The 19,614-nt window shown below is 39.2% G+C and carries 17 protein-coding genes and 2 other annotated features; of the genes, 14 read left to right on the top strand and 3 right to left on the bottom strand.

What is annotated here, in order from left to right; genetic code table 11:
- Positions 1-8: 8 nt before the first annotated feature.
- Positions 9-968: a magnesium/cobalt transporter CorA gene (corA, locus tag MKX52_RS03810; protein ID WP_144462996.1), complete on the bottom strand. Its 960-nt coding sequence runs from the start codon at positions 966-968 to the stop codon at positions 9-11.
- Positions 969-1,101: 133 nt separating this feature from the next.
- Positions 1,102-1,614 (bottom strand): hypothetical protein, encoded by a 513-nt coding sequence (locus MKX52_RS03815; protein WP_044139727.1) that lies wholly within the window; start codon positions 1,612-1,614, stop codon positions 1,102-1,104.
- 433 nt (positions 1,615-2,047) lie between these two features.
- Between MKX52_RS03815 and MKX52_RS03820 the strand changes: the two genes are divergently transcribed.
- From MKX52_RS03820 to MKX52_RS03885, 14 genes are all read left to right on the top strand, one after another.
- On the top strand, positions 2,048-2,917 hold the full coding sequence (locus MKX52_RS03820; RefSeq protein WP_342491521.1) for a DNA-3-methyladenine glycosylase: 870 nt from the start codon (positions 2,048-2,050) through the stop codon (positions 2,915-2,917).
- A 98-nt stretch (positions 2,918-3,015) separates the two neighbouring features.
- Complete coding sequence (gene rlmD / locus MKX52_RS03825) at positions 3,016-4,401, top strand: 23S rRNA (uracil(1939)-C(5))-methyltransferase RlmD (RefSeq protein WP_119124576.1); 1,386 nt, start codon at positions 3,016-3,018, stop codon at positions 4,399-4,401.
- Positions 4,402-4,550: 149 nt separating this feature from the next.
- Positions 4,551-5,117: a TetR/AcrR family transcriptional regulator gene (locus MKX52_RS03830; RefSeq protein ID WP_140404306.1), complete on the top strand. Its 567-nt coding sequence runs from the start codon at positions 4,551-4,553 to the stop codon at positions 5,115-5,117.
- A 58-nt stretch (positions 5,118-5,175) separates the two neighbouring features.
- Positions 5,176-7,035 (top strand): alpha/beta fold hydrolase, encoded by a 1,860-nt coding sequence (locus MKX52_RS03835; RefSeq protein WP_342491522.1) that lies wholly within the window; start codon positions 5,176-5,178, stop codon positions 7,033-7,035.
- Positions 7,036-7,141: 106 nt separating this feature from the next.
- Entirely contained in the window at positions 7,142-7,567 is a 426-nt protein-coding gene (locus MKX52_RS03840) for a DUF6508 domain-containing protein (protein ID WP_041815282.1), read from the top strand.
- Positions 7,557-8,069 carry a hypothetical protein gene (locus tag MKX52_RS03845; protein WP_342491523.1) on the top strand — a complete coding sequence of 171 codons (513 nt, stop codon included), beginning with the start codon at positions 7,557-7,559 and terminating at the stop codon, positions 8,067-8,069. The genes MKX52_RS03840 and MKX52_RS03845 overlap by 11 nt, the downstream gene beginning before the upstream one ends.
- Positions 8,070-8,208: 139 nt before the next feature.
- Positions 8,209-9,036 (top strand): MerR family transcriptional regulator, encoded by an 828-nt coding sequence (locus tag MKX52_RS03850; protein WP_342491524.1) that lies wholly within the window; start codon positions 8,209-8,211, stop codon positions 9,034-9,036.
- A gap of 26 nt (positions 9,037-9,062) precedes the next feature.
- Positions 9,063-10,250: an MFS transporter gene (locus tag MKX52_RS03855; RefSeq protein WP_342491525.1), complete on the top strand. Its 1,188-nt coding sequence runs from the start codon at positions 9,063-9,065 to the stop codon at positions 10,248-10,250.
- 137 nt (positions 10,251-10,387) lie between these two features.
- Positions 10,388-11,218 (top strand): DNA alkylation repair protein, encoded by an 831-nt coding sequence (locus MKX52_RS03860; protein WP_342491526.1) that lies wholly within the window; start codon positions 10,388-10,390, stop codon positions 11,216-11,218.
- Between the two features lie 232 nt (positions 11,219-11,450).
- Positions 11,451-12,635 (top strand): DUF1835 domain-containing protein, encoded by a 1,185-nt coding sequence (locus MKX52_RS03865; protein WP_342491527.1) that lies wholly within the window; start codon positions 11,451-11,453, stop codon positions 12,633-12,635.
- 74 nt (positions 12,636-12,709) lie between these two features.
- Positions 12,710-12,932, top strand: a binding site (T-box leader).
- Positions 12,933-12,969: 37 nt separating this feature from the next.
- Positions 12,970-13,194 (top strand) — a binding site (T-box leader).
- 51 nt (positions 13,195-13,245) lie between these two features.
- Complete coding sequence (gene thrS, locus MKX52_RS03870) at positions 13,246-15,168, top strand: threonine--tRNA ligase (RefSeq protein ID WP_342491528.1); 1,923 nt, start codon at positions 13,246-13,248, stop codon at positions 15,166-15,168.
- Positions 15,169-15,343: 175 nt separating this feature from the next.
- A complete protein-coding gene (locus tag MKX52_RS03875; RefSeq protein ID WP_342491529.1) occupies positions 15,344-15,910 on the top strand; it encodes a hypothetical protein in 567 nt (188 codons plus the stop codon).
- Positions 15,911-15,927: 17 nt separating this feature from the next.
- Entirely contained in the window at positions 15,928-17,214 is a 1,287-nt protein-coding gene (locus MKX52_RS03880; RefSeq protein WP_342491530.1) for a hypothetical protein, read from the top strand.
- A gap of 313 nt (positions 17,215-17,527) precedes the next feature.
- On the top strand, positions 17,528-17,809 hold the full coding sequence (locus MKX52_RS03885) for a hypothetical protein (RefSeq protein ID WP_041815285.1): 282 nt from the start codon (positions 17,528-17,530) through the stop codon (positions 17,807-17,809).
- Positions 17,810-17,858: 49 nt separating this feature from the next.
- Here MKX52_RS03885 and MKX52_RS03890 read toward each other — a convergent pair whose 3' ends face one another.
- Positions 17,859-19,367 carry a helix-turn-helix domain-containing protein gene (locus MKX52_RS03890; RefSeq protein ID WP_251184551.1) on the bottom strand — a complete coding sequence of 503 codons (1,509 nt, stop codon included), beginning with the start codon at positions 19,365-19,367 and terminating at the stop codon, positions 17,859-17,861.
- Positions 19,368-19,614 lie beyond the last annotated feature (247 nt).

Below are 19,614 nucleotides of genomic sequence, written 5' to 3' on the forward strand. Positions count from 1 at the left end.
TCCACATATTATTTGAATATGCGGAACCATCCTTTATGCTTAAACCACAAAAGCATGCCCGAGACGAGCAGACCCATGAAAATCAGTACGCCAAAATAGCCATACTTCCAGTGTAATTCAGGCATGTTATCAAAGTTCATTCCGTACACCCCAACAATAAAGGTCAGTGGAATAAAAATGGTCGATACAATGGTCAATGTCATCATGATCGCATTCATTCGGTTAGAATTCAGCGTCTGATAGCTGTCTCGTAAATCGGCTGTCATATCACGGTTTGATTCGACAATCTCGGTTAGTTTCAAAAGGTGATCATAAATATCATTAAAGTATGCTTGCCGGTTCGTATCACTTCTCATCATATGCGTGTTAACAATACGATATAAAAGGTCCCTCATCGGGATAATCGTTCTTCGCAGTTTGAGCAAATCGGATCGAATCCCGAATACTTCGTTCATCAATGTTCCATATGTTTTATGACCTTCTTCATCCTCGATTTCATTCAGCCTGTCCTCTATTTGATAAATAATAGGGAAATAATCATCGACAAGCTGATCAATCAACATATAGGCGATATGCTCAGGCCCGCTGTTTCGGGCTTTATCAGATTCTTTAAGTTTTCGAATGACACGGTCAATGTATGGCGCTTCCTTCAAATGAAAGGTCACGATATAATTGTCCCCAACAAACAGATCGATTTCCTCAGAGCGTAGCGTTTTTTGATTCAGGGCGTGAAGCACGAAAAATAAATACCCTTCATAAAAATCAAGCTTCGGCCTCTGTAAATAATGGAAGCAATCCTCAATCGCAAGCGGATGGAACTGAAAGTATTCCTTCAAAAGTGCTGCTTCCTTTTCCGTAGGCGCATGAAAATCAATCCAATACCAGGCAATATCGGGGCTTGAAAGCTGCTGCAATGTTGCATGTTCAATCAAGTCGCCGTTTTTTGTCACTGCAATTTTCTTCAGCATGTGCACCCCTCCAGACTTGCATTATATCATGAAGCAGCGCCGGTGAACTTATACGTTTTATCCATAAAAAAAGCCGACCTCATCCCTGAGATCGGTCCAATGTGCGTGTATGATTGATGGATAAAACCCAGAATTAAGGACGATGGAACGTAACAAATTTATCTTGACGGTCAAACCAGCCTCTGAACGCCCAGTTATCCCAGCCGCCATCGCCGTTGTTTTTAAAGGTGCCGCTTTCAAATACCCAAATACCATAAACGACATTGCCGAGATTGGCAGTAGCAAAAGTTTTCACGCCATTAAAACGGTCTTCATAATTCTGGCTAAGGTTAAAGACCATGACGTTATATCTGCCACCAGCAGCATAGAATGTGCTTTCCATCACGCTTTTAACGAAGCCAGAACGGTTGGCATTGGCGTTTACTGCGTTCACAATTGCATTGGCAATCCCAAGAACATCGAAGTTGACGTTAACATTAGGACTAGCTGTTGTTCCAGCTTTTCCTTCAGCTGCTTTGTTTAATACAGTTTGCTGTAGTGTAGTAGAGACGGGTGCTGATGTTTTTTTCTCAGCAGCGTCAGCGAATACTGGTAGTGTCGAAGAAACAGCAGTGGCAAGGGCAATAGAAAGAATGGTTTTTTTCATTGGTCAGATCTCCTTTTTTAAAAAAAGTTTGGGTCTTCTTTTTCGTAAAAAGTGAAACTAAGTGAAGCCGGTGATCAATGAGGTAAAATATGTTCCTGCAAGATAAAACAAATGATTGCCTAATCAGCTAATTCCTTTGTTCACCTCCTTGATATGTCATAATTATACAAATGTTTTCACGATCGAAGCTATCGCCCAGAGGGTCTATTTCTAATTTAAGGAAAAAGAGACTAAAATCTTGAAGGGTGCTGTCGAATTTTAGCTGAATTCGACTAAAAATGTTCCTTCATCCAAAAGGAAAATGACCGGAAATAAGGAAGATATAACTGATAAATTCTTGTACTCTTTATGTTAGAAAGTATTCAATATAGAGAATCATTCATGCAAAGTGAAACAATCGCATCTGCGTGTTTGCAGAAAGGAAGAAGAAACTATGTGGGAAAAAGAGCTGACCGTTGAACCGCCATATCACTTTGATCAAGTGCTACGTCGTTTATCAAGTGATCCATTAAAAGCAGTCGATTTAAATAAAAGAGAGATCAAGGTACCCATCAGATTAGAACAAACACCATACGTTGTTGTCGTTCAAGCCACCGGAACAAAAGAAGTGCCCACGTTTCGGGTGCAAGGAAATGGTCCTGAGGAACCTCTCATCTGTGAGGTAAAAAGGATTTTTGGCATGGAGCATCAATTAGACGCTGTGCAGGAGCATTTTTCTGAAACCAATATAGCATCCGTTTTTGAACGGCATAAGGGGACACCACTCATGCTAGATTTTCACTTATATCATTGTTTAATGAAATGCATCATTCATCAGCAGCTCAATCTGTCGTTTGCTTATGAACTCACGAAACGGTTTGTTCATACGTACGGCGAGCAAATAGAGGGGGTTTGGTTTGATCCTTTACCAGAAACCATCGCCTCACTTGAAACAGAGGAATTGAGAAAGCTCCAATTTAGTCAGCGGAAAGCGGAATATGTCATCGATGTCTCAAAGCGAATTGTGAGCGGCTCTCTTTGTTTAGACGAATTACACGAATTAACTGATCTAGAGGTGGAAGAACGCCTGCTTCCGATTAGAGGGATTGGGCCTTGGACAGTTCAAAATGTGCTCATGAATGGACTTGGACGACCAAATCTCTTTCCAATGGCAGATATCGGGATTCAAAACGCCATCAAGCGGCATTTTGACCTGCCTGAAAAGCCGACAAAAGAAGAGATGGCAGCATTAAGCAAGGATTGGACGCCTTATTTAAGCTACGCATCTTTATATTTATGGAGAAGCATTGAAACAGATAAATGAAAGGGATTTTCTCTCTTTGTCCAAGTCATGGTATACTAATGAGATGGAATAAAATGAAGACAACCTATCAAGGGTTCAGATAGAACGGAGAGAATGAAGTGAAGGAAAATCAGCAAGGTGCCCTTTTGCAAAAGGGACAGCAGTTCCCGCTTACCATTAAACGCCTTGGCATTAATGGGGAAGGGGTCGGTTATTTTAAAAAGCAAGTTGTCTTTGTCCCAGGTGCGCTTCCAGGTGAAGAAGTGGTTGTGGAAGCAACGAATGTCCAAGCAAAATATGCAGAAGGTACGGTTAGGAAAGTCCGAAAGCGCTCAGAGCATCGAGTGAAACCGCCATGCCCAGTATACGAAGAGTGCGGCGGCTGTCAGCTTCAGCATTTGGCGTACGAGCAGCAGCTAAGGGAAAAACGAGATATTGTCATTCAATCAATGGAACGACATACGAAGCTATCAGTTGAAAAGCTAGATATCAGGCCAACGATTGGTATGGAAGATCCGTGGCATTATCGAAACAAAAGTCAGTTCCAAGTAGGGCGTTCTCATAGCGGTGACATCATTGCCGGGCTTTACGGACTGAACTCTCATAAGCTTGTACCGATCAAGGAATGCATCGTGCAGCATCCAAAAACGAACAAAACAACGGGCGTTGTCCGCAAAATTTTAGAGAAATTCGGTGTATCGGTCTACAATGAACGGACGAGAAAAGGCGACGTACGATCAATTGTTGTGCGTGTCGGCTTTGAAACAGGTGAAGTACAGGTCGTTCTAGTCACATCAAAACCTGAATTTCCAAAGAAAAAAGAAATCGCCGAAGCCATTCAAAAACGTCTGCCAGAAGTGACGTCCATTATGCACAACATCAATGGTGAAAAAACGTCGGTCATTTTTGGTCATAAGACATCTCACCTGGCTGGCAACATGGTTATCCAAGAATTTTTAGGAGATGTCTCCTTCGAACTGAGTGCACGTGCTTTCTTCCAATTGAATCCGAAGCAAACGCTAAAGCTTTACGACGAAGCGAAAAAAGCGGCAAAACTGACTGGCAAAGAAAAAGTTGTCGATGCGTATTGCGGCGTTGGAACGATTGGGATGTGGCTTTCAGATGGTGCCAAAGAAGTAAGAGGAATGGATGTCATCAAAGAATCGATAGATGATGCCAAGAAAAATGCTAAAAAACACGGCATGAAAAACGCGACCTATGTGACAGGAACAGCGGAACATTGGCTGCCAAAATGGGTCAAAGAAGGCTTCCGTCCTGACGTCATCGTCGTGGACCCGCCAAGAACAGGCTGCGAGCGCACCTTCTTAGACACGGTCAAACAAGTCAAACCAACACGTCTTGTCTACGTCTCTTGCAACCCATCAACACTAGCAAAAGACCTCGAATACATCTCAAAAGACTACAAAATCGAATACATGCAGCCAGTCGATATGTTCCCGCATACTAGTCATGTGGAGACGGTTGTATCACTTGTGAAAAAATAGACTTTAATCAAGGCTTGAAAATCAATATTAGATTTTCGAGCCTTTTTTTGTGGACATTTCTTTCATCAAACTTTTTTCTAAATGAATAAAAACACTTGCTATATTTAAATTAGTACTATATAGTTCTAATTATGAAAAAAGTAAAATTAATGAATCAAAAACGTGTGCTTGAAGTAGCTGCAACTTTATTTTTAGAAAAAGGTTTTGCTTATACTAGCATGGATGAATTAGTACGTGTAAGCAAAGTGTCAAAGTCTAATGTGTATTATCACTTTTCTAACAAGGAGGAATTATTAGAAGGGGTCGTTGATTATTGGATTGACATGTATCAATCTGCCATTGATGACGTACTATCTCAGAACCAATTCTTAGTTGAAGAACGTATCCAACTATTTTTAAAGCAATTATCACAAGGAGTTCAATCGAGAGACTATAAGGGGAGCTGTCCATTTATTACTCTTTATATTCAAAGTCCTACACAGGCCACACAAATAAAAGAAAAAATAGGTCTGTTCTTTACAGGATTACAAAAGAAGATTTCTCTATTACTGAAACAAGGGGTAGACAGTGGAGAATTCAGAAAGACGATTCATATTGATGAGGTGGCATCACTGTTTATTACCAATCTTGAAGGTGCATTATTTATTTCAGAAACATTGAAGGATGCTACAGTCATTACGAAAACAGCCGATCATATGTTTAACTTGCTTCGATAAAGAAGCATTTTTTTTACACTAAATTAGTACTGATTAGTACTAAAAAGGAGATTTTTATATGAGAACAGTATTTTTAACTGGTGGAACAGGCTTTATTGGAAGGCAATTAGTGAAAGAATTAGTCAAAGAGGATGTGAATATTCTTCTTTTAGTGAGGTCAAAAAGGAAAGCAACACGCACTTTTCAAGAAAGAGGCATCTTAAAAGAGGCAGTGATGCACTTTGTTGAAGGTGATTTGACGAAAGTCGATTTGGGTCTAAGTGCTGAAGATAAGGAGAGGGTATTGAAAACGGATGTGATCATTCACGCAGGAGGACCCATGGATATTCAAGCGACAAGTAAAGAGGCAGCTTCCGTCTTTTTAAATGGCGCTAAACATATAAGTGATTTAGCGAAACGTATTCATCAATTGAAGGGCTTGCAGCAATTTATTCATGTTGTCGGCTATATGAGTCCCTTTGATGATCAAAATAGCAAGGTTGAAATTGATGTGTTTCAAGAAGGAAACAGCTATTTGAAAATAAAAAATGCATATGAGAGAACAAAATTTTTAGCAGATCTGTATATTCGTCAACAGGCATCAGCAGTAGGTTATACGCTTTCTGTCATTAATCCGCCAACTGTCGTCGGTAGTAGTCAAACGGGGAGTACAGAGCAAATAGCAGGAGTAGGTTTGCTTGTGAAGAGTATGCGAAGAGGGCTCATGCCGGTGGTTCCTGGTGGTAAGGACTATAGGTTGCCACTTATTTCAAACGATGAGTTTGCGAAGTTTATTGTGCAGGTTTTCAAATTGGAGCAACCGGCTATTCAAACATATACGCTTGTTGAAGACAAGCAGCGCGATCAGAATATTGGCGAATTATTGAGTGTGATGTCAGAAAGTATGAATATGAGGGCACCAAAAATGTTTGTCCCAATGCCACTGATGAAAGCTATAATGAATAGTGGCGTAAGTAAAATCACAAACATTCCTTCTGATGGACTGAACTTTATGACAAAACGAACATTTTCAAATGGTTCAGCGAAAAAAATAATGGGACAAGATTGGTTTCAGAAGACGAGTGTCATGAAATTTTTCCCTGCTGTAGTAGCTGATCTGGATTATCGAATGATGAATCCAAACGGTAAGGATGATCATTTATTTAAACGAACACTATGTGATAACTCGACTCTTTATCAATTACAAGGAGAAGGTAAACCATTTATTTTACTACATGGTTTATTGAGCGATGGAGAGGATTTATTCCCTTTAGCACAAGAGCTTCATGAAAAAACGGGACAGCCTGTATGGATCTTGGATCTTCCGGGTTTGGGACGTTCTCCTTTTAAACGAGAGAAACATCTACTAGATATGTATTTGAAAGCCTTGAAAAAGGTATTGGAGAAAGCGACGAATGGTGCACATCTAATCGGCCATTCATTCGGTGCGTATATTCTTCTGGAAGCATTGGCAAAAGGGTACATTAATAAGAAATATTCAATCACTTTACTTCAGCCGCCTGTTGAGAAGAAACATGCTGCATCACGAAATGTTCCTCAATTTATAAACAAATGGACATTGAAATGGGCTTCGACTAATATGATAGGGCGTTATGTCTTAAGGAATGGTTTATTTGAAAATACGGAGAGCATCCCTGCACATTATATTGAAAAAGTCAGAAATAGTTTTACGTCTCCTAGAATATTAAATACGACGGTTCAGCTTAACAGCTTACTACAGAAAATCAATCAAGATGATTTCAATGAGGTCACAAAGGATCATCTTCATATCATTTGGGGGAAGGATGACAAAGGCTATTCAGCCCCATCACATCTTGGTCAGGTTGATTTTGTTCCATATGGTCATCATTTTCCTCTTAGCCATCCGAGTGAAACAGTCGCATTGGTCATAAAGCAGATGAGAGTATGGGGAACATAAAAAGTTTGAGGTAGACCAGCGTGGCTAAATCATTTCACTAGTAAAATATTTGATGAAATCGCGAGAAACAAAGTGAACCATATCAATGGAATAGAGGAGAATGAGAATGAGCCAGTTCGATATTCTAACAAAATACATACCGGTGCTTCAGGAAGATCCTATTGGAGAATGGGTCATCGATCGAGAAAATGATGGTACAGCTGAACATCCGATTCAGATGCCCTTTGTGAATTATTCCGAAACGGTTCGTCACTTGATTGCAGATATTTACACCTTTGCAGAACAACACGAAGAGATGGAGCTTATCCGCTACAGAGAAATCCTGAAAGAAAATGGGATTGAATCGGGAATGAACGTTATGGAGAATGTGGACATTTCAAACTTAAATGCGCAGTGTGTGCTTGCTCTGATGATGGAGGTTGTGAGAGCCGAACGATTTAGTGAGGGTGCCATCCTCAATTCCTTTAAAAGCGGAGCTATTGTCAAGTGCCTAGAAAGATTGGATTGTTTGGATTCAACAAATGAAAAGTAAAACAGATGCAGCCAATACTTTTCATCCTATGAAAATAGAAGAAATTGATCATATTTTATTAAATGATCTTGATGCAATAAAAATGGAAAAAGATGATGAACGTATAAACTTCATTTTACAAGATTCCTATTGTCCTGATAAACATCATATTCAAAGGGTGTATGTCATTTATAAGAAGTCTATACTCAATTTACTTGAAGGTAGGATTCGCTCTATTCATAGTCATGAATTCATCAGTGCTAAGAAAAAAGATCGAACGATTTCTAAAGAAGATATAGAATATGTATTAGAGATGGCTACAGTTGTAGTTCTTGCAAGTGAAAATAATGGAATATTGACGAATTATTTTTATAGTGGAGTCGGAGAAAGGTTAGATTGTATGTTTAATCTATGCTTAGGTTATTCTTCGGATTTACAGAAAAAAGAGAACAAAGTAAGTTTGCAACGGTTTATGAATGATTTAAAAATTGTTGAAGAGATGGGCTTATTAGAAAAATTTTAGAATAATGAGCAAAACCTAGATGTTAGAGAAATCTAGGTTTTTTTGCGCTTTTGAAAAATTTATTCAACTTCATGTTGACCTTCCCCTTAACTGAAAGGTTTATACTTTGATCAGATCAACAAAACGGAGGAGATGCAGGATGTTTAAGATCGGCGATTTTTCAATGTTAAGTAAAGTGCCTGTTAAAACCTTAAGGTATTATGACCAAATTGATTTATTAAAGCCTAAGCAGATTGATCAAGATTCGGGCTACCGTTATTACTCTGCTGAACAGCTGCTTGAGGTTAACCGAATTTTTCTGTACAAGGAATTGGGCTTTACGTTGAAGCAAATGGCGCAGCTTCTTCGTGAAGATATCTCAGTAGAGCAGATTCAGGGCATGTTTCTGCTGAAAGAAAGTGAAATTCAGCAATTGATCGAGAAAGAACAACAGAAATTGGCGCGTATTAAGGAGCGGATGCACCTCATCAAAAGAGAGGGATGTGTTGAAAAAGAACAGGAAGTCATCATCAAATCGGTTGAAAGCAAACGTATCTTGTCTTTTCAATCTAACGGAACGGTTGATGAGATTCCCTCATTTTTTCAGACGTTTCATCATTTATTACTTAAACAACAACAAGAATCGATTTCGGGACCACAAGTGGTGCTATGGAGGGAATCATTCGAAAAGGAAAGTGAGTTTGAATTTGAGGTCGGGTATTCCATCAAAGCGTTAAAAGGCAATCTTCCTCAAGGAATCACGATACGAACGTTACCTGCTGAAGAAACCATGGCGACACTATTATTTCATTCACATTCTCCATCTGCCCAAACAGCTTGTATTGACCTAGCGACATGGATCGAAAAGAACGGATACCGCGTGAAAGAAGATCAGCCGGGCCGGGAGATTTATTATCCATTGTCTGAAACTGAAGAAGGCAGACTCATTGAAATTCAAATTCCGATTATAGATGAAATCAAATCGTAATCATTGCACAAAGGAGAAACGTCACAATGAAGAATAAAACCGTTGTTTATTTACTTGCATTAGCAGCTTTTTTAATTGGAACAATCGAATATATCATTACAGGCATTATCCAAATGGTTGCAGATGATTTACATGTCACGACGTCTGCCGCTGGATTATTGGTCACATCTTTAGCGCTCTCAGCGGCAATCGGTGCACCGATTGTCATTGCACTGACCATCAATATAGATCGCAAAAAAATACTGTCATGGATGCTGATAATTTTTATTTTAAGTAATGTCATCACAAGTGTCAGTCATTCATTTGAAATGGTGATGATGACAAGGGTTTTACAAGGAATTAGCGGGGGGACGGCTATTGTAGTGGCAATGGCTGTTGCGACTCGTCTTGTAGAACGTGAAAAAAGAGGAACAGCTATTGGTATCATTTTAATGGGATTAAGCAGCTCCTTGGTTTTAGGCGTTCCAATTGGGACATTTTTAAGCAGTATGATCGGATGGAAAGCATTATTCGCGGCCATTGGATTGATCACGCTTATTCCGCTGATTGTTGTGTATAGGCGGATTCCCTCTATGAAAGAACAAGAACCGGTGACGCTTCGTATGCAGTTATCAATTTTAAAAGATAAGCGAATATTACTGGCTGTGGCAGTGACGCTATTTTATGTAGGTGGGTATTCCACGTTGTTTACCTATCTAACACCCTTCTTGCAAGCATCAGCAAACCTGAGCATCACAGAAATTAGTGGCATTTTGTTACTAGCAGGAATATGCAGCTTTTTGGGCTCCAGCCTTGGAGGGATGACGGCAGATAAAAAAGGCCCAATATTTACGATTTTCTCAGGAATCATTTTGCAAATCATCATGCTCATGCTGCTATCATTTGTCACAGGGAATCTCGTGGTCATGGTAGCTGTCATCATGATATGGATGATCGCTACATGGAGCACATCACCAGCACAGCAGCTATATCTTGTCACACTTGTACCAAAATCTCCTGATATCGCATTAAGTGTCAATACATCATTTATTCAATTCGGATTTGCCTTAGGTTCTGGTGTAGGAGGGTTTGTGCTAAGTGAAACTTCTATATTAAACCTAAGCTGGATCAGTGCTGGCACGGTTTTCCTTGCTTTACTCATGACCATTCTAATGGTAGCGTTTGACCGATTTTCTCAGCGTAAGAGTTTGAAGGTGATCGGGCAAGGAAGTTAACTGGATTTCAAAGCTGTATGGAAGGAACTACTTATTCCGGGTAGTTCCTTTTTGATTTGAAGAATGCACCAGTGAAGTTGGTTATTTGCTACAATAGGAGTCAATATCCAATCCGCTAGACAAGGAGAGAATACAGCATGCCAATAAGTGAGGAAATCATCAATCGAAAAGGCGCTCGAAAGGGGTCTGATATCCCTTATGAGGTCTTGATCCTTTTGAATCAGGGAGAGATCGAAAGTGTGAATTTAACTGAATGGCTGGCTGTCAATCATATGACGCTAATACAGCATGTTTTGCCGTCCATTGGTTTAGAGCATCGTTTAGACGATGTATCAGCTGAGATTACTAAACAAAAAGCTGAATCAGGAATGAAAGCCATTCGGCTCATTGGTCAATTGTTAGATGACGTGCTACATGAAGAGAATGAAGAAAAACAAGCGGAAGTGCTGCAGGCATTTTCTCACCATGTATCTGATAGCGTGCGCTGCTGGGCTGCTTATATGAACAAACAGAGTTTATCTACACTGGAAGAGAAACTTGCGTACATACAGCCATTTGCAGCTGATCATCATTTTGGTGTTCGAGAAATTGCGTGGATGTCAGTGAGAGAAAGTTTCAGTCTTCAGCTTGATCAAAGTATAGAGCATTTAACAGAATGGGCAAAAAGCGAGGATGAAAATCTTCGCCGGTTCTCTGTAGAGGCAATCCGTCCGAGAGGGGTATGGACAAAGCATATTGAGTTATTAAAACAGGAGCCAGAGAGAGCACTGCCTATTCTAAATTTACTCAAATCCGATTCATCCACATATGTTCAAGATTCTGTAGGAAACTGGCTTAATGACGCAAGTAAAACAAAACCAAATTGGGTAACAAACCTGTGCGACCAGTGGTCAAAGGATTCTGACACAAAAGCAACTAGCAGAATTGTGAAGAAAGCCAAGAGAACGATTGTGAAGGGGAATTTGTGAATAAGAAATTGAACTAATAGAAGGGGAATTTCTATCAATCGAAGAGAAAGCCTCAAAGCCAGCTTAGTAAACAGATTGCCCATTTCATGGGATAAAGTCTCTTTCATTCTGCATTCTATATATCTTAACCTCTCATTGTCATACTTTTGAATGAAATTGACTCAATAGAATTGACGCAAGAACCCTGCATAGGTGAAGATGAAATAAACTGTAAGATAAAGGGAGACGGATGATGATACATATCGTATTTGGGGCAGCGGCTGCCGGTAGTTTAAAACAAGCCTTACGCGAAATGGGGCGAGGCCAATTAAATGAGATCATCGCTTTTAATGACATTTATTCGATTGGACCCCTTCTCCATTTGCATAAACATGAAGGACAGGAGAAGCGTATAGAATGGCTTCGTCATGTGATGTCAAATGAATATGGCTATTTTGATGACATGGTTAACGATCAGCAGAGAATGCTTCAGCAAATAAAAGAAATAAAAGCTGGCAGTCGTATTCTCATCTGGACAGGCAGTAATGCACATGAGCAAATTGGCTTACGATATGCCGTCTATTTATTAAAAGAGAAAAGCATAGAATTGTCTGTAATCAATACAACGACTGCATTTGATCAGCTGTTCAATACTAATACAAGAAGAATGGATATTCGACATTCCGGGGAAATCACATCAGAAAAATTGAAGGTTTTGTACAGAAGTAAAGAGCATATTCACACAGTGTCAACAGAAGAAAGAGAAATATTACAAAACGAATGGCTTTCATTTGCTAAAGAAAATCATACGCTGCGGATATGGAAAAAAGGACAAGCGATCAGCGTACCAGAAGATGAATTTGATGCTTATTTAGTGAAAATGGCTAAGCGGCTTCATCAGTCCGCGCCAGAAGACGAGTACATCGTCACGCCACGCTTAATAGGAGAAGTGATTGGTCATTTAGAACAGTATATCGGTGATGATTTTATTGAGTATCGACTGAAGACATTAATTGATCAAGGCATTTTTGACATGATAGGAAGACGCACTTCCATGCGTTATTACTCAATTAAACTGACAGGCTTCGGTCAGCGCTTCAAAAAATGGGTGTGCTGTCGAGAATTTGAGAAGCATCCTTTTGTGAAAATTGAAGGAGATTACGGTGGTGAACCTTTTCATTGTGGGCATTGTCAATGTCATTTAGAAAGAGATGATGTACCAGTAAGCGATACCCTTTTCTCGAAGATCTGGAATTGGAATATACGGTATGGCCGCTGGTTTGACGAAGAGACAGATGAATTGCTGCCAAATGGCGCAGACATGGAAAAGAAATTCAATCAAGAAGGAGAGCGTATCACTGAAGAAGTGAAACGAGCCTTATCTCCTGCGTTTCAAATTGAATACAGCCCAAGTGAATACGCGCAATATTACATTTAAAGAATGAATTGCAATTACTCTGCAAAAAATAAAGCTTTACATGATCCATCACCTTCATGTAAGATATGGAGAAATTAAAAGCGAAGAAAAGGACATGAGTCATTTTTACTGGTTATCAGAGAGGGAAGTTACGCTGAAATCTTCCTAGCGCAGAAAAATGTCTTACCACCTTTGAGCTGTATTGGGGAAATCATAGTATCCAATATCGTCTACGCCACGTTACGGCACCAGAGCCATAAAGCGAATACGCGTTATGGGAATTTGGGTGGAACCACGGATCACACATTCGTCCCTTTATGAGGGATGGGTGTGTTTTTTTGTACACTCAACTATGATCATTGCTTTGAAAAGGACATGAGCAGCTTTTATCGGTTACCAGAGAGGGAAGTCACGCTGAAATCTTCCTAACGCAGAAAAGTTGTCTTACCACCTTTGAGCTGTATTGGGGAAAATTGAAGTATCCAATACCGTCAATGCCACGTTACGGCACCAGAGCCATAAAGCGAGTATGCATTATGGGAATTTGGGTGGAACCACGGATTACACATTCGTCCCTTTACACGGGATGGGTGTGTTTTTTTATTTTAAAAAAAAGAAAGGTGTGTCAGTCATGAGAGAAAAAATGGTGAAGATTCAATTTCCAGATGGAAAGATAAAGGAGTTCTCTGCAGGTACGACTGTCGCAGATGTTGCCTCCTATATTAGCCCAAGCTTAAGGAAGAAAGCAGTGGCAGGAAAGATCAATGAACAAATGGTCGATGTCAGTCATCAGCTGGAAAGCGATACTCGGCTGTCTATTGTCACACTCGATTCAAAAGAAGGGCTTGAAGTACTGCGCCATACATCTGCACACGTATTAGCCCAAGCTGTGAAAAGGTTATATAGCAATGTCACACTTGGAATCGGGCCTGTTATTGAAAATGGATTTTACTATGACATGAAGCTGAATCAAACATTAAGTGTAGAGGATTTGGCTGCTATTGAAAAAGAAATGGAAAACATCATCAACGAGAATCATCATATCCAAAGAAAGGAGATTTCCTACAAAGAAGCTGAATCGATGTTTGAGCATGATCCATATAAGCTGGATATTTTAAAACGTCTCCCATCGGAAGAAGCCATCACAGTGTATCAGCAAGGTGAATTTATCGATTTATGCCGCGGGCCTCATCTACCTTCTACTGGATTCGTAAAGTCATTTAAGCTAACACGTGTTGCAGGGGCTTATTGGCGGGGTGATAGTCAGAAAGATGTATTGCAGCGAGTGTATGGTGTCGCGTTTCAACATCCAAAACAACTAGCCGAGTATCTTCATTTCATGGAAGAAGCAAGCAAACGTGATCACCGAAAATTAGGGAAACAATTATCTCTGTTCATGTTTTCAGAAGAAGCGCCAGGTATGCCGTTTTATTTACCAAAAGGTCAGATTGTGAGAAATGAATTAATGGCCTTTTCAAGAGAAGTTCGAAGTAAAGCACAATATGAAGAAGTGAGCACACCGTTTATGATGAACCAAGAGCTATGGGAAAAGTCAGGTCACTGGGATCATTATCATGAAAATATGTATTTCTCAGAAGTTGATCATACAAGCTTTGCTTTAAAACCGATGAACTGTCCAGGACATATGCTCATGTTTAAAAACAGCTTATATTCATACAGAGACCTTCCGATCAGAATGGCTGAGTTTGGTCAGGTGCATCGTCATGAATTTAGCGGCGCATTAAATGGATTGTTCAGGGTCAGAACATTTTGCCAAGATGATGCCCATATTTTTTTGAGAGAAGATCAAATTGAAGTTGAAATCAAACAGATTTTCCAATTAGTTGATCATATGTATCGGACATTTGGGTTTGAGTACTCTGTGGAACTATCCACTCGTCCAGAAAAGGCGTTAGGGGATGATGCCATTTGGGATATTTCTGAGTCAGCACTAAAGAATGTGCTTGATCGGCTAAAGGTCGATTATCAGGTAAATGAAGGAGATGGGGCATTTTATGGCCCGAAGATCGATTTTCATATTAAAGATGCTTTGCAGCGTAGCCATCAGTGCGCCACAATCCAGCTAGATTTTCAAATGCCTGAGAAATTTGATTTAACATATATCAATGAAAAGAATGAAAAGGTACGGCCAGTTGTGATTCACAGTGCCATTTTTGGTTCTCTTGATCGTTTCCTTGGCATTCTCATTGAGCATTTCGCTGGCGTCTTCCCGTTATGGCTGGCACCAGTGCAAGTACAAATCATTCCTGTCTCAAAGATTCACCTTGATCATTGCCTCGAGGTGCAGCAGCAATTAAGAAAGATCGGCATCAGAGTCACAATCGATGAACGGGATGAAAAGCTCGGCTATAAAATGAGAGAAGCACAAATGCAAAAAATCCCTTATATCGCTGTCATTGGCGATACAGAAATGCAAGAAAAAACACTGAATATCAGACAGCATGGAGAAAAGACTTCAAAACAGCTGTCTATTGATGACTTTCAACACATGGCGGCTCAACAAATAAAAGATAGAACAGTTGCTCAAATATGATGTGCTGATTTCATGAAGAAGAATAAGACGTTCATTAAATGATGGGCGTCTTTTCATTTGCGAAAAAAGCCGAATTGACAATAGAAAGGGAAAATATTGAAACATTTTTTCGGTGGAATCGTAATAAAGTTAGAGCGTTCAACAGAAACATTGAAAACGGAGAGGAGTTTATGACATGGAACAAGCTGCACTGAAAAAGATGAGGACAAAACAAATAGCTGTCTCTAATTTAATAGTCTGCATCATGATCGTCGCTTTTTTTATCTTATTTCAAATGTTTGACATTCGATTTACACATTTCTTTCTTTGTTTAGGATTTATCATGCTCTTTCTAAGTATTTATGGTTTTATTAAGAAAGGCTCAACAAAGTCTTTCATTCCTATTTTCGAGCAGATAGCCATTTATGAAAAAGAAAAATTGGGGGAAGAGTGGGAGAAAGAAAAGAGGTCAGAAAATATTTCGAGAGTGGTATTGAGTGGTCTGATGTTTCTCCAGTCATTTAGTTTCCAAGATGTAACGAATCCATTCTTAAACATACAACCTATACTTTTACTTTTCTTATTATTTGTAACTCTAGCCCTTATTAATTTAAGCATGCTTTATCGCTTTAGAAAAATTGACCGGTCGACTGAAGGTGAATTAAAAGGCTTTACAAAGGAATCAAACATGATGTCATTGGTTTTAGGATTATTATCAGCGATCATCATAGTCGGTTTTATTGTCACCTTTCTTCTTCCATAACACATCATTATTTTGAGGTGAAACCATTGAATGCAAACATTCAACAACTAATCGATCAGACAAAGGCGAAATTTGGCTTAGATCTTTACTATTTAAAAAGACACAGTTTTTATCGTTACGTCAACATGTTCAATGAAACGATTTATACATTTAATATGGAATGGTTCCCCTCTCATGAAGCTGAACCTGAGGACGACGATGTCAACCCAGACGGCACAGCTGTCATTGAAGTGAATTTGAATACAGGACAGATCGAATCGGTTATTTTTGTTATGGACAAAACCTATGCGCGGCACGGTGTCACGTTTAAGAGACCTTATCCAGCTCATGTCATTCAATGGATCGAACAAGAAACAGGGTTGATCTATGGAGAGCATTTTCATATGCACCAAAAGGAGAGAGGGGAACTTTCTTTCGAAGAAGCAATAGATGGTGTGCAAGTCACACCTTCAGGCAGAATCGAAGTGAAATGGAATGAACATGGACAGCTCATGTACTTTACACACCACGGCCCATTTTTAGCCAAAACATTACTGAAAGCTGAGGAATATGCGCTTTCTCTTAATAAGCTGGAAAACTTAGCTAAGCAGCAAGTCCAGCTGTTTCAATGGCCTTCCTTCGAGCATAACCGGATCCGATCTATTTATGCGTTAGAAGAAATTTATGTGGAAAACGATGGAACAGGCACGATTCCGTATGAAATTGGACGTGAAGAAACGCATTGTATACATGTGAATGAGGTCATTGAATGGAATGAACCGTTAAACAATACCTTTGAAAAAAAAGAAATAGACATTCATGAGTATATTTCAGCTGAACAAGCATTCTCATTGGAACCGTCACCAGATTCCTTACCGATATCAAAAGAAGAGCAAGCCGAGTGTATCAAAGCAGTTCGAACCTTCTTGGCGCAAAAATATCCAAAGGATTCAGGAAAGTGGGTTTTGAAAACACTCCATCGTGATCATGGATACATCCATGCGGTATTAAAAAACGGAGAAGAAGGCAGTGGGTTTATAGACAAGATCAAGGTCTTCATTGACGCGAGCTCGTTTGAAGCCGTTAATTACATAGACAAAAAAGAAATGTTTCAAGTGTGCGGGATACTCAGCCCCTCTCAAGCGGCAAATGAAATTTCTGTATCTCAGAAAGAAGCCTTTGAAAAATTGAGAGAACGTCTTGAACTTACACCTATCTACGTCTATGACGAAGTGCAAAAACAATATGTTCTATGCGGAAAGCTCGATTGCCATGATGGTGTTGATGCAGAGAGCGGTGAAGTGTTTTCTTTGAAAGAGCAGTGAGGAGCTGTTCTTTTTTGTCTCATTGAACCAATTTTTTGAAGAAATTTGGAATTTTGTAGCAGGAAGTTGTCGTTTCATCACGAAAGAAACAAATAAGAATATGATCATAGGTCCATCGGTTGGAATATGAGTAGACGTCATACATATGAAACACTCATGACAGTCAAGTTGATCTACAATGCTTTTTGAAAAAAATGAAATCGTGTCTCTAGTCGTATACGACATTTGGTGGGCTGACATCATAGGATGACTTTGAACATGTTTGATTTAGGTAAGCTTGAAGCCATGATAGAAGAAAGTGAGGATATCTACCTTGAGTACATTGGAAGTGTTTCGTCAGTTTTTGGTTGACCATTATCCTGCGTTACAAGATGAACTTTGGCTAAAAGATGTTGATACCCTTCGAATCTCTCCTATTCTTCATCCTTTTCTGAAAAGCAAGCTGCCAGAGGGGATCGAAAAATTCACTTGTGTCCTATTCACGCAGCAGACAAATCAAACGGCTGCACCGCTCAAAGTATACCTTCTATTAGATGAATATGAGCAATCACTTTATGCCATTGATTTGATGAATGAACAAATCGTGCTTCATTAATACAGAAAAAGCTGCTTGAGGGCTCCTCAGCAGCTTTTTTTGGTGAATCTTAGTTTGTCATATCAACAAATCTTGAGTGCAAGTTGTCCAATTCTTTCTTTGTTGGAAAAGAGCTAATCAGCAGCGTAGACCGTCCTAATTGATGAGGAAGCTCAGTATCGGTCACAATTAAATCAATCCCAAGTCGATCCATTGTCAGTTCATTTAAGGTATTTTCTGGACTTGTGAAAATATGAATGAGAGGAGGCAATCTTAATTTAATTAAATCCGCAATAAACAAACTATGATTATAACCTAATGTTGAAATGACAAAAATGTTCAACACGTTTCTCCGATCCATTTCCAAATGAACAAGCCCCCTCCAGTTAGAAGTAATGATACGAATCAATTCTCGTTCATTTTTCACAAAAGAAGCGAGGATATCGTCTGTTTTTAACTCTTGGATGATGTGAGTAATCCTCGAATAGAAGTAAGGAAGCTGCTTTTTCACCTCTGATAAATACCTCGATTTCTTTTTGAAAAGGAATCCATCTCTTACGGTAATTTCCCTAGAATATACATAATATTGGAGAAGAATCAGTGTCATCACCTTGCGATTAGCCACCTCTTGATGAAAAATCAACTCCAATTGATTGATAAAGGAACGAATGGCTTCAAAGAGGTGTGGTGTATGCGATTGAAAGAACGTCAATTTTTCTTCGACAGTTTCAATTGATTTATAATGGCCAATAGCTGGTTCAATCAATAGTAAAAAGACAAATTCGTGACGATCCAACGTGACACCAAAAATGTCCTTTGTCATTTGGCAAACGCGTTCTTCCAAGTTTGTCATTTGTTTATAGATACTTTTAGCTGTAGATGTTTGTTTTTCCTTATCCATTGAGTACGTATAATTGCGTCGTATGGTAAAATTTTTCCGCACTCGGTGAATGGAAACGGCGAGCCATAGGCAAAATTTATCTATCGCCACATCTGGTAGATTGACTTCGAGCACCTGAAATAGCTTTTGTAAAAAATCAACTGCATCTTGCTTTTGAATATCATCGAATGGCCAAAGCCTGCTTCCATACACTTCAAACAAAAATTCCACAAAAAATTGACGAATCTCCTTTTCATTTCCATGGAACTGCATACTATCTGGGCGTAACTCAATGTCATACGAGATAAGAAGCGAATTGATTTTATGAATGGTGTTATACAATGTGGATCTACTGATATTCAGCGTGTCCATCCATTCATAGAAAGACCTGTTTTGTTCAAAGAAAACGCCGTCAATCAATCGAATTTCAATCGTATCTTTTAGAATTTCTTTGATATAGTAGTCGACTCGTATCGTCTGTGTATAACAAATGGATATGCCTTGTCTTGGCTTTATGTTGATTAACGGCTCTCCGTTCTCTGTTTGGAACGACTTCATTTGTTCTAAATCGCTTTGAATGGCACGAACCGAACCGATTTGTTCATTCGATATCTCTTGAAGGCTCCACCACTTATCTTTTGATACAAGCAGTTTTAAAATTTTTATCCATCTCTTTGATTTATTATCAATGAGCTCCATTAAACAACTATCTCCTTCCCTTGGCTTGCCTTTATATTATGAAGTTCACTTAAAGAACATTTGATTCTCTAAATAGGCATAAAATGATTTTAATGTTTAGGCTAAATCGTTTTGTCTTCACTTTTCATGATAAAAGAGAAAAAAATTAGACGAAAACAAATGTTATGCCCTGATTCTCCATATATTTCTTTTAAAAGGTGATAAGTAAGCCATGAATCCTATAAAAATGGATCAATTTAGATATTTA

Source organism: Bacillus sp. FSL R5-0422 (genome assembly GCF_038610765.1).
In the GTDB taxonomy this organism is placed as follows: Bacteria; Bacillota; Bacilli; order Bacillales; family Bacillaceae; genus Bacillus; species Bacillus pumilus_O.

What these genes read in the sequence shown, in the direction of transcription:
- corA (WP_144462996.1), bottom strand. Translation starts at nt 968, where the DNA reads ATGCTGAAGAAAATTGCAGTGACAAAAAACGGCGACTTGATTGAACAT.
- MKX52_RS03815 (WP_044139727.1), bottom strand. Translation starts at nt 1,614, where the DNA reads ATGAAAAAAACCATTCTTTCTATTGCCCTTGCCACTGCTGTTTCTTCG.
- MKX52_RS03820 (WP_342491521.1), top strand. Translation starts at nt 2,048, where the DNA reads ATGTGGGAAAAAGAGCTGACCGTTGAACCGCCATATCACTTTGATCAA.
- MKX52_RS03830 (WP_140404306.1), top strand. Translation starts at nt 4,551, where the DNA reads ATGAATCAAAAACGTGTGCTTGAAGTAGCTGCAACTTTATTTTTAGAA.
- MKX52_RS03835 (WP_342491522.1), top strand. Translation starts at nt 5,176, where the DNA reads ATGAGAACAGTATTTTTAACTGGTGGAACAGGCTTTATTGGAAGGCAA.
- MKX52_RS03840 (WP_041815282.1), top strand. Translation starts at nt 7,142, where the DNA reads ATGAGCCAGTTCGATATTCTAACAAAATACATACCGGTGCTTCAGGAA.
- MKX52_RS03845 (WP_342491523.1), top strand. Translation starts at nt 7,557, where the DNA reads ATGAAAAGTAAAACAGATGCAGCCAATACTTTTCATCCTATGAAAATA.
- MKX52_RS03850 (WP_342491524.1), top strand. Translation starts at nt 8,209, where the DNA reads ATGTTTAAGATCGGCGATTTTTCAATGTTAAGTAAAGTGCCTGTTAAA.
- MKX52_RS03855 (WP_342491525.1), top strand. Translation starts at nt 9,063, where the DNA reads ATGAAGAATAAAACCGTTGTTTATTTACTTGCATTAGCAGCTTTTTTA.
- MKX52_RS03860 (WP_342491526.1), top strand. Translation starts at nt 10,388, where the DNA reads ATGCCAATAAGTGAGGAAATCATCAATCGAAAAGGCGCTCGAAAGGGG.
- MKX52_RS03865 (WP_342491527.1), top strand. Translation starts at nt 11,451, where the DNA reads ATGATACATATCGTATTTGGGGCAGCGGCTGCCGGTAGTTTAAAACAA.
- thrS (WP_342491528.1), top strand. Translation starts at nt 13,246, where the DNA reads ATGAGAGAAAAAATGGTGAAGATTCAATTTCCAGATGGAAAGATAAAG.
- MKX52_RS03875 (WP_342491529.1), top strand. Translation starts at nt 15,344, where the DNA reads ATGGAACAAGCTGCACTGAAAAAGATGAGGACAAAACAAATAGCTGTC.
- MKX52_RS03890 (WP_251184551.1), bottom strand. Translation starts at nt 19,367, where the DNA reads ATGGAGCTCATTGATAATAAATCAAAGAGATGGATAAAAATTTTAAAA.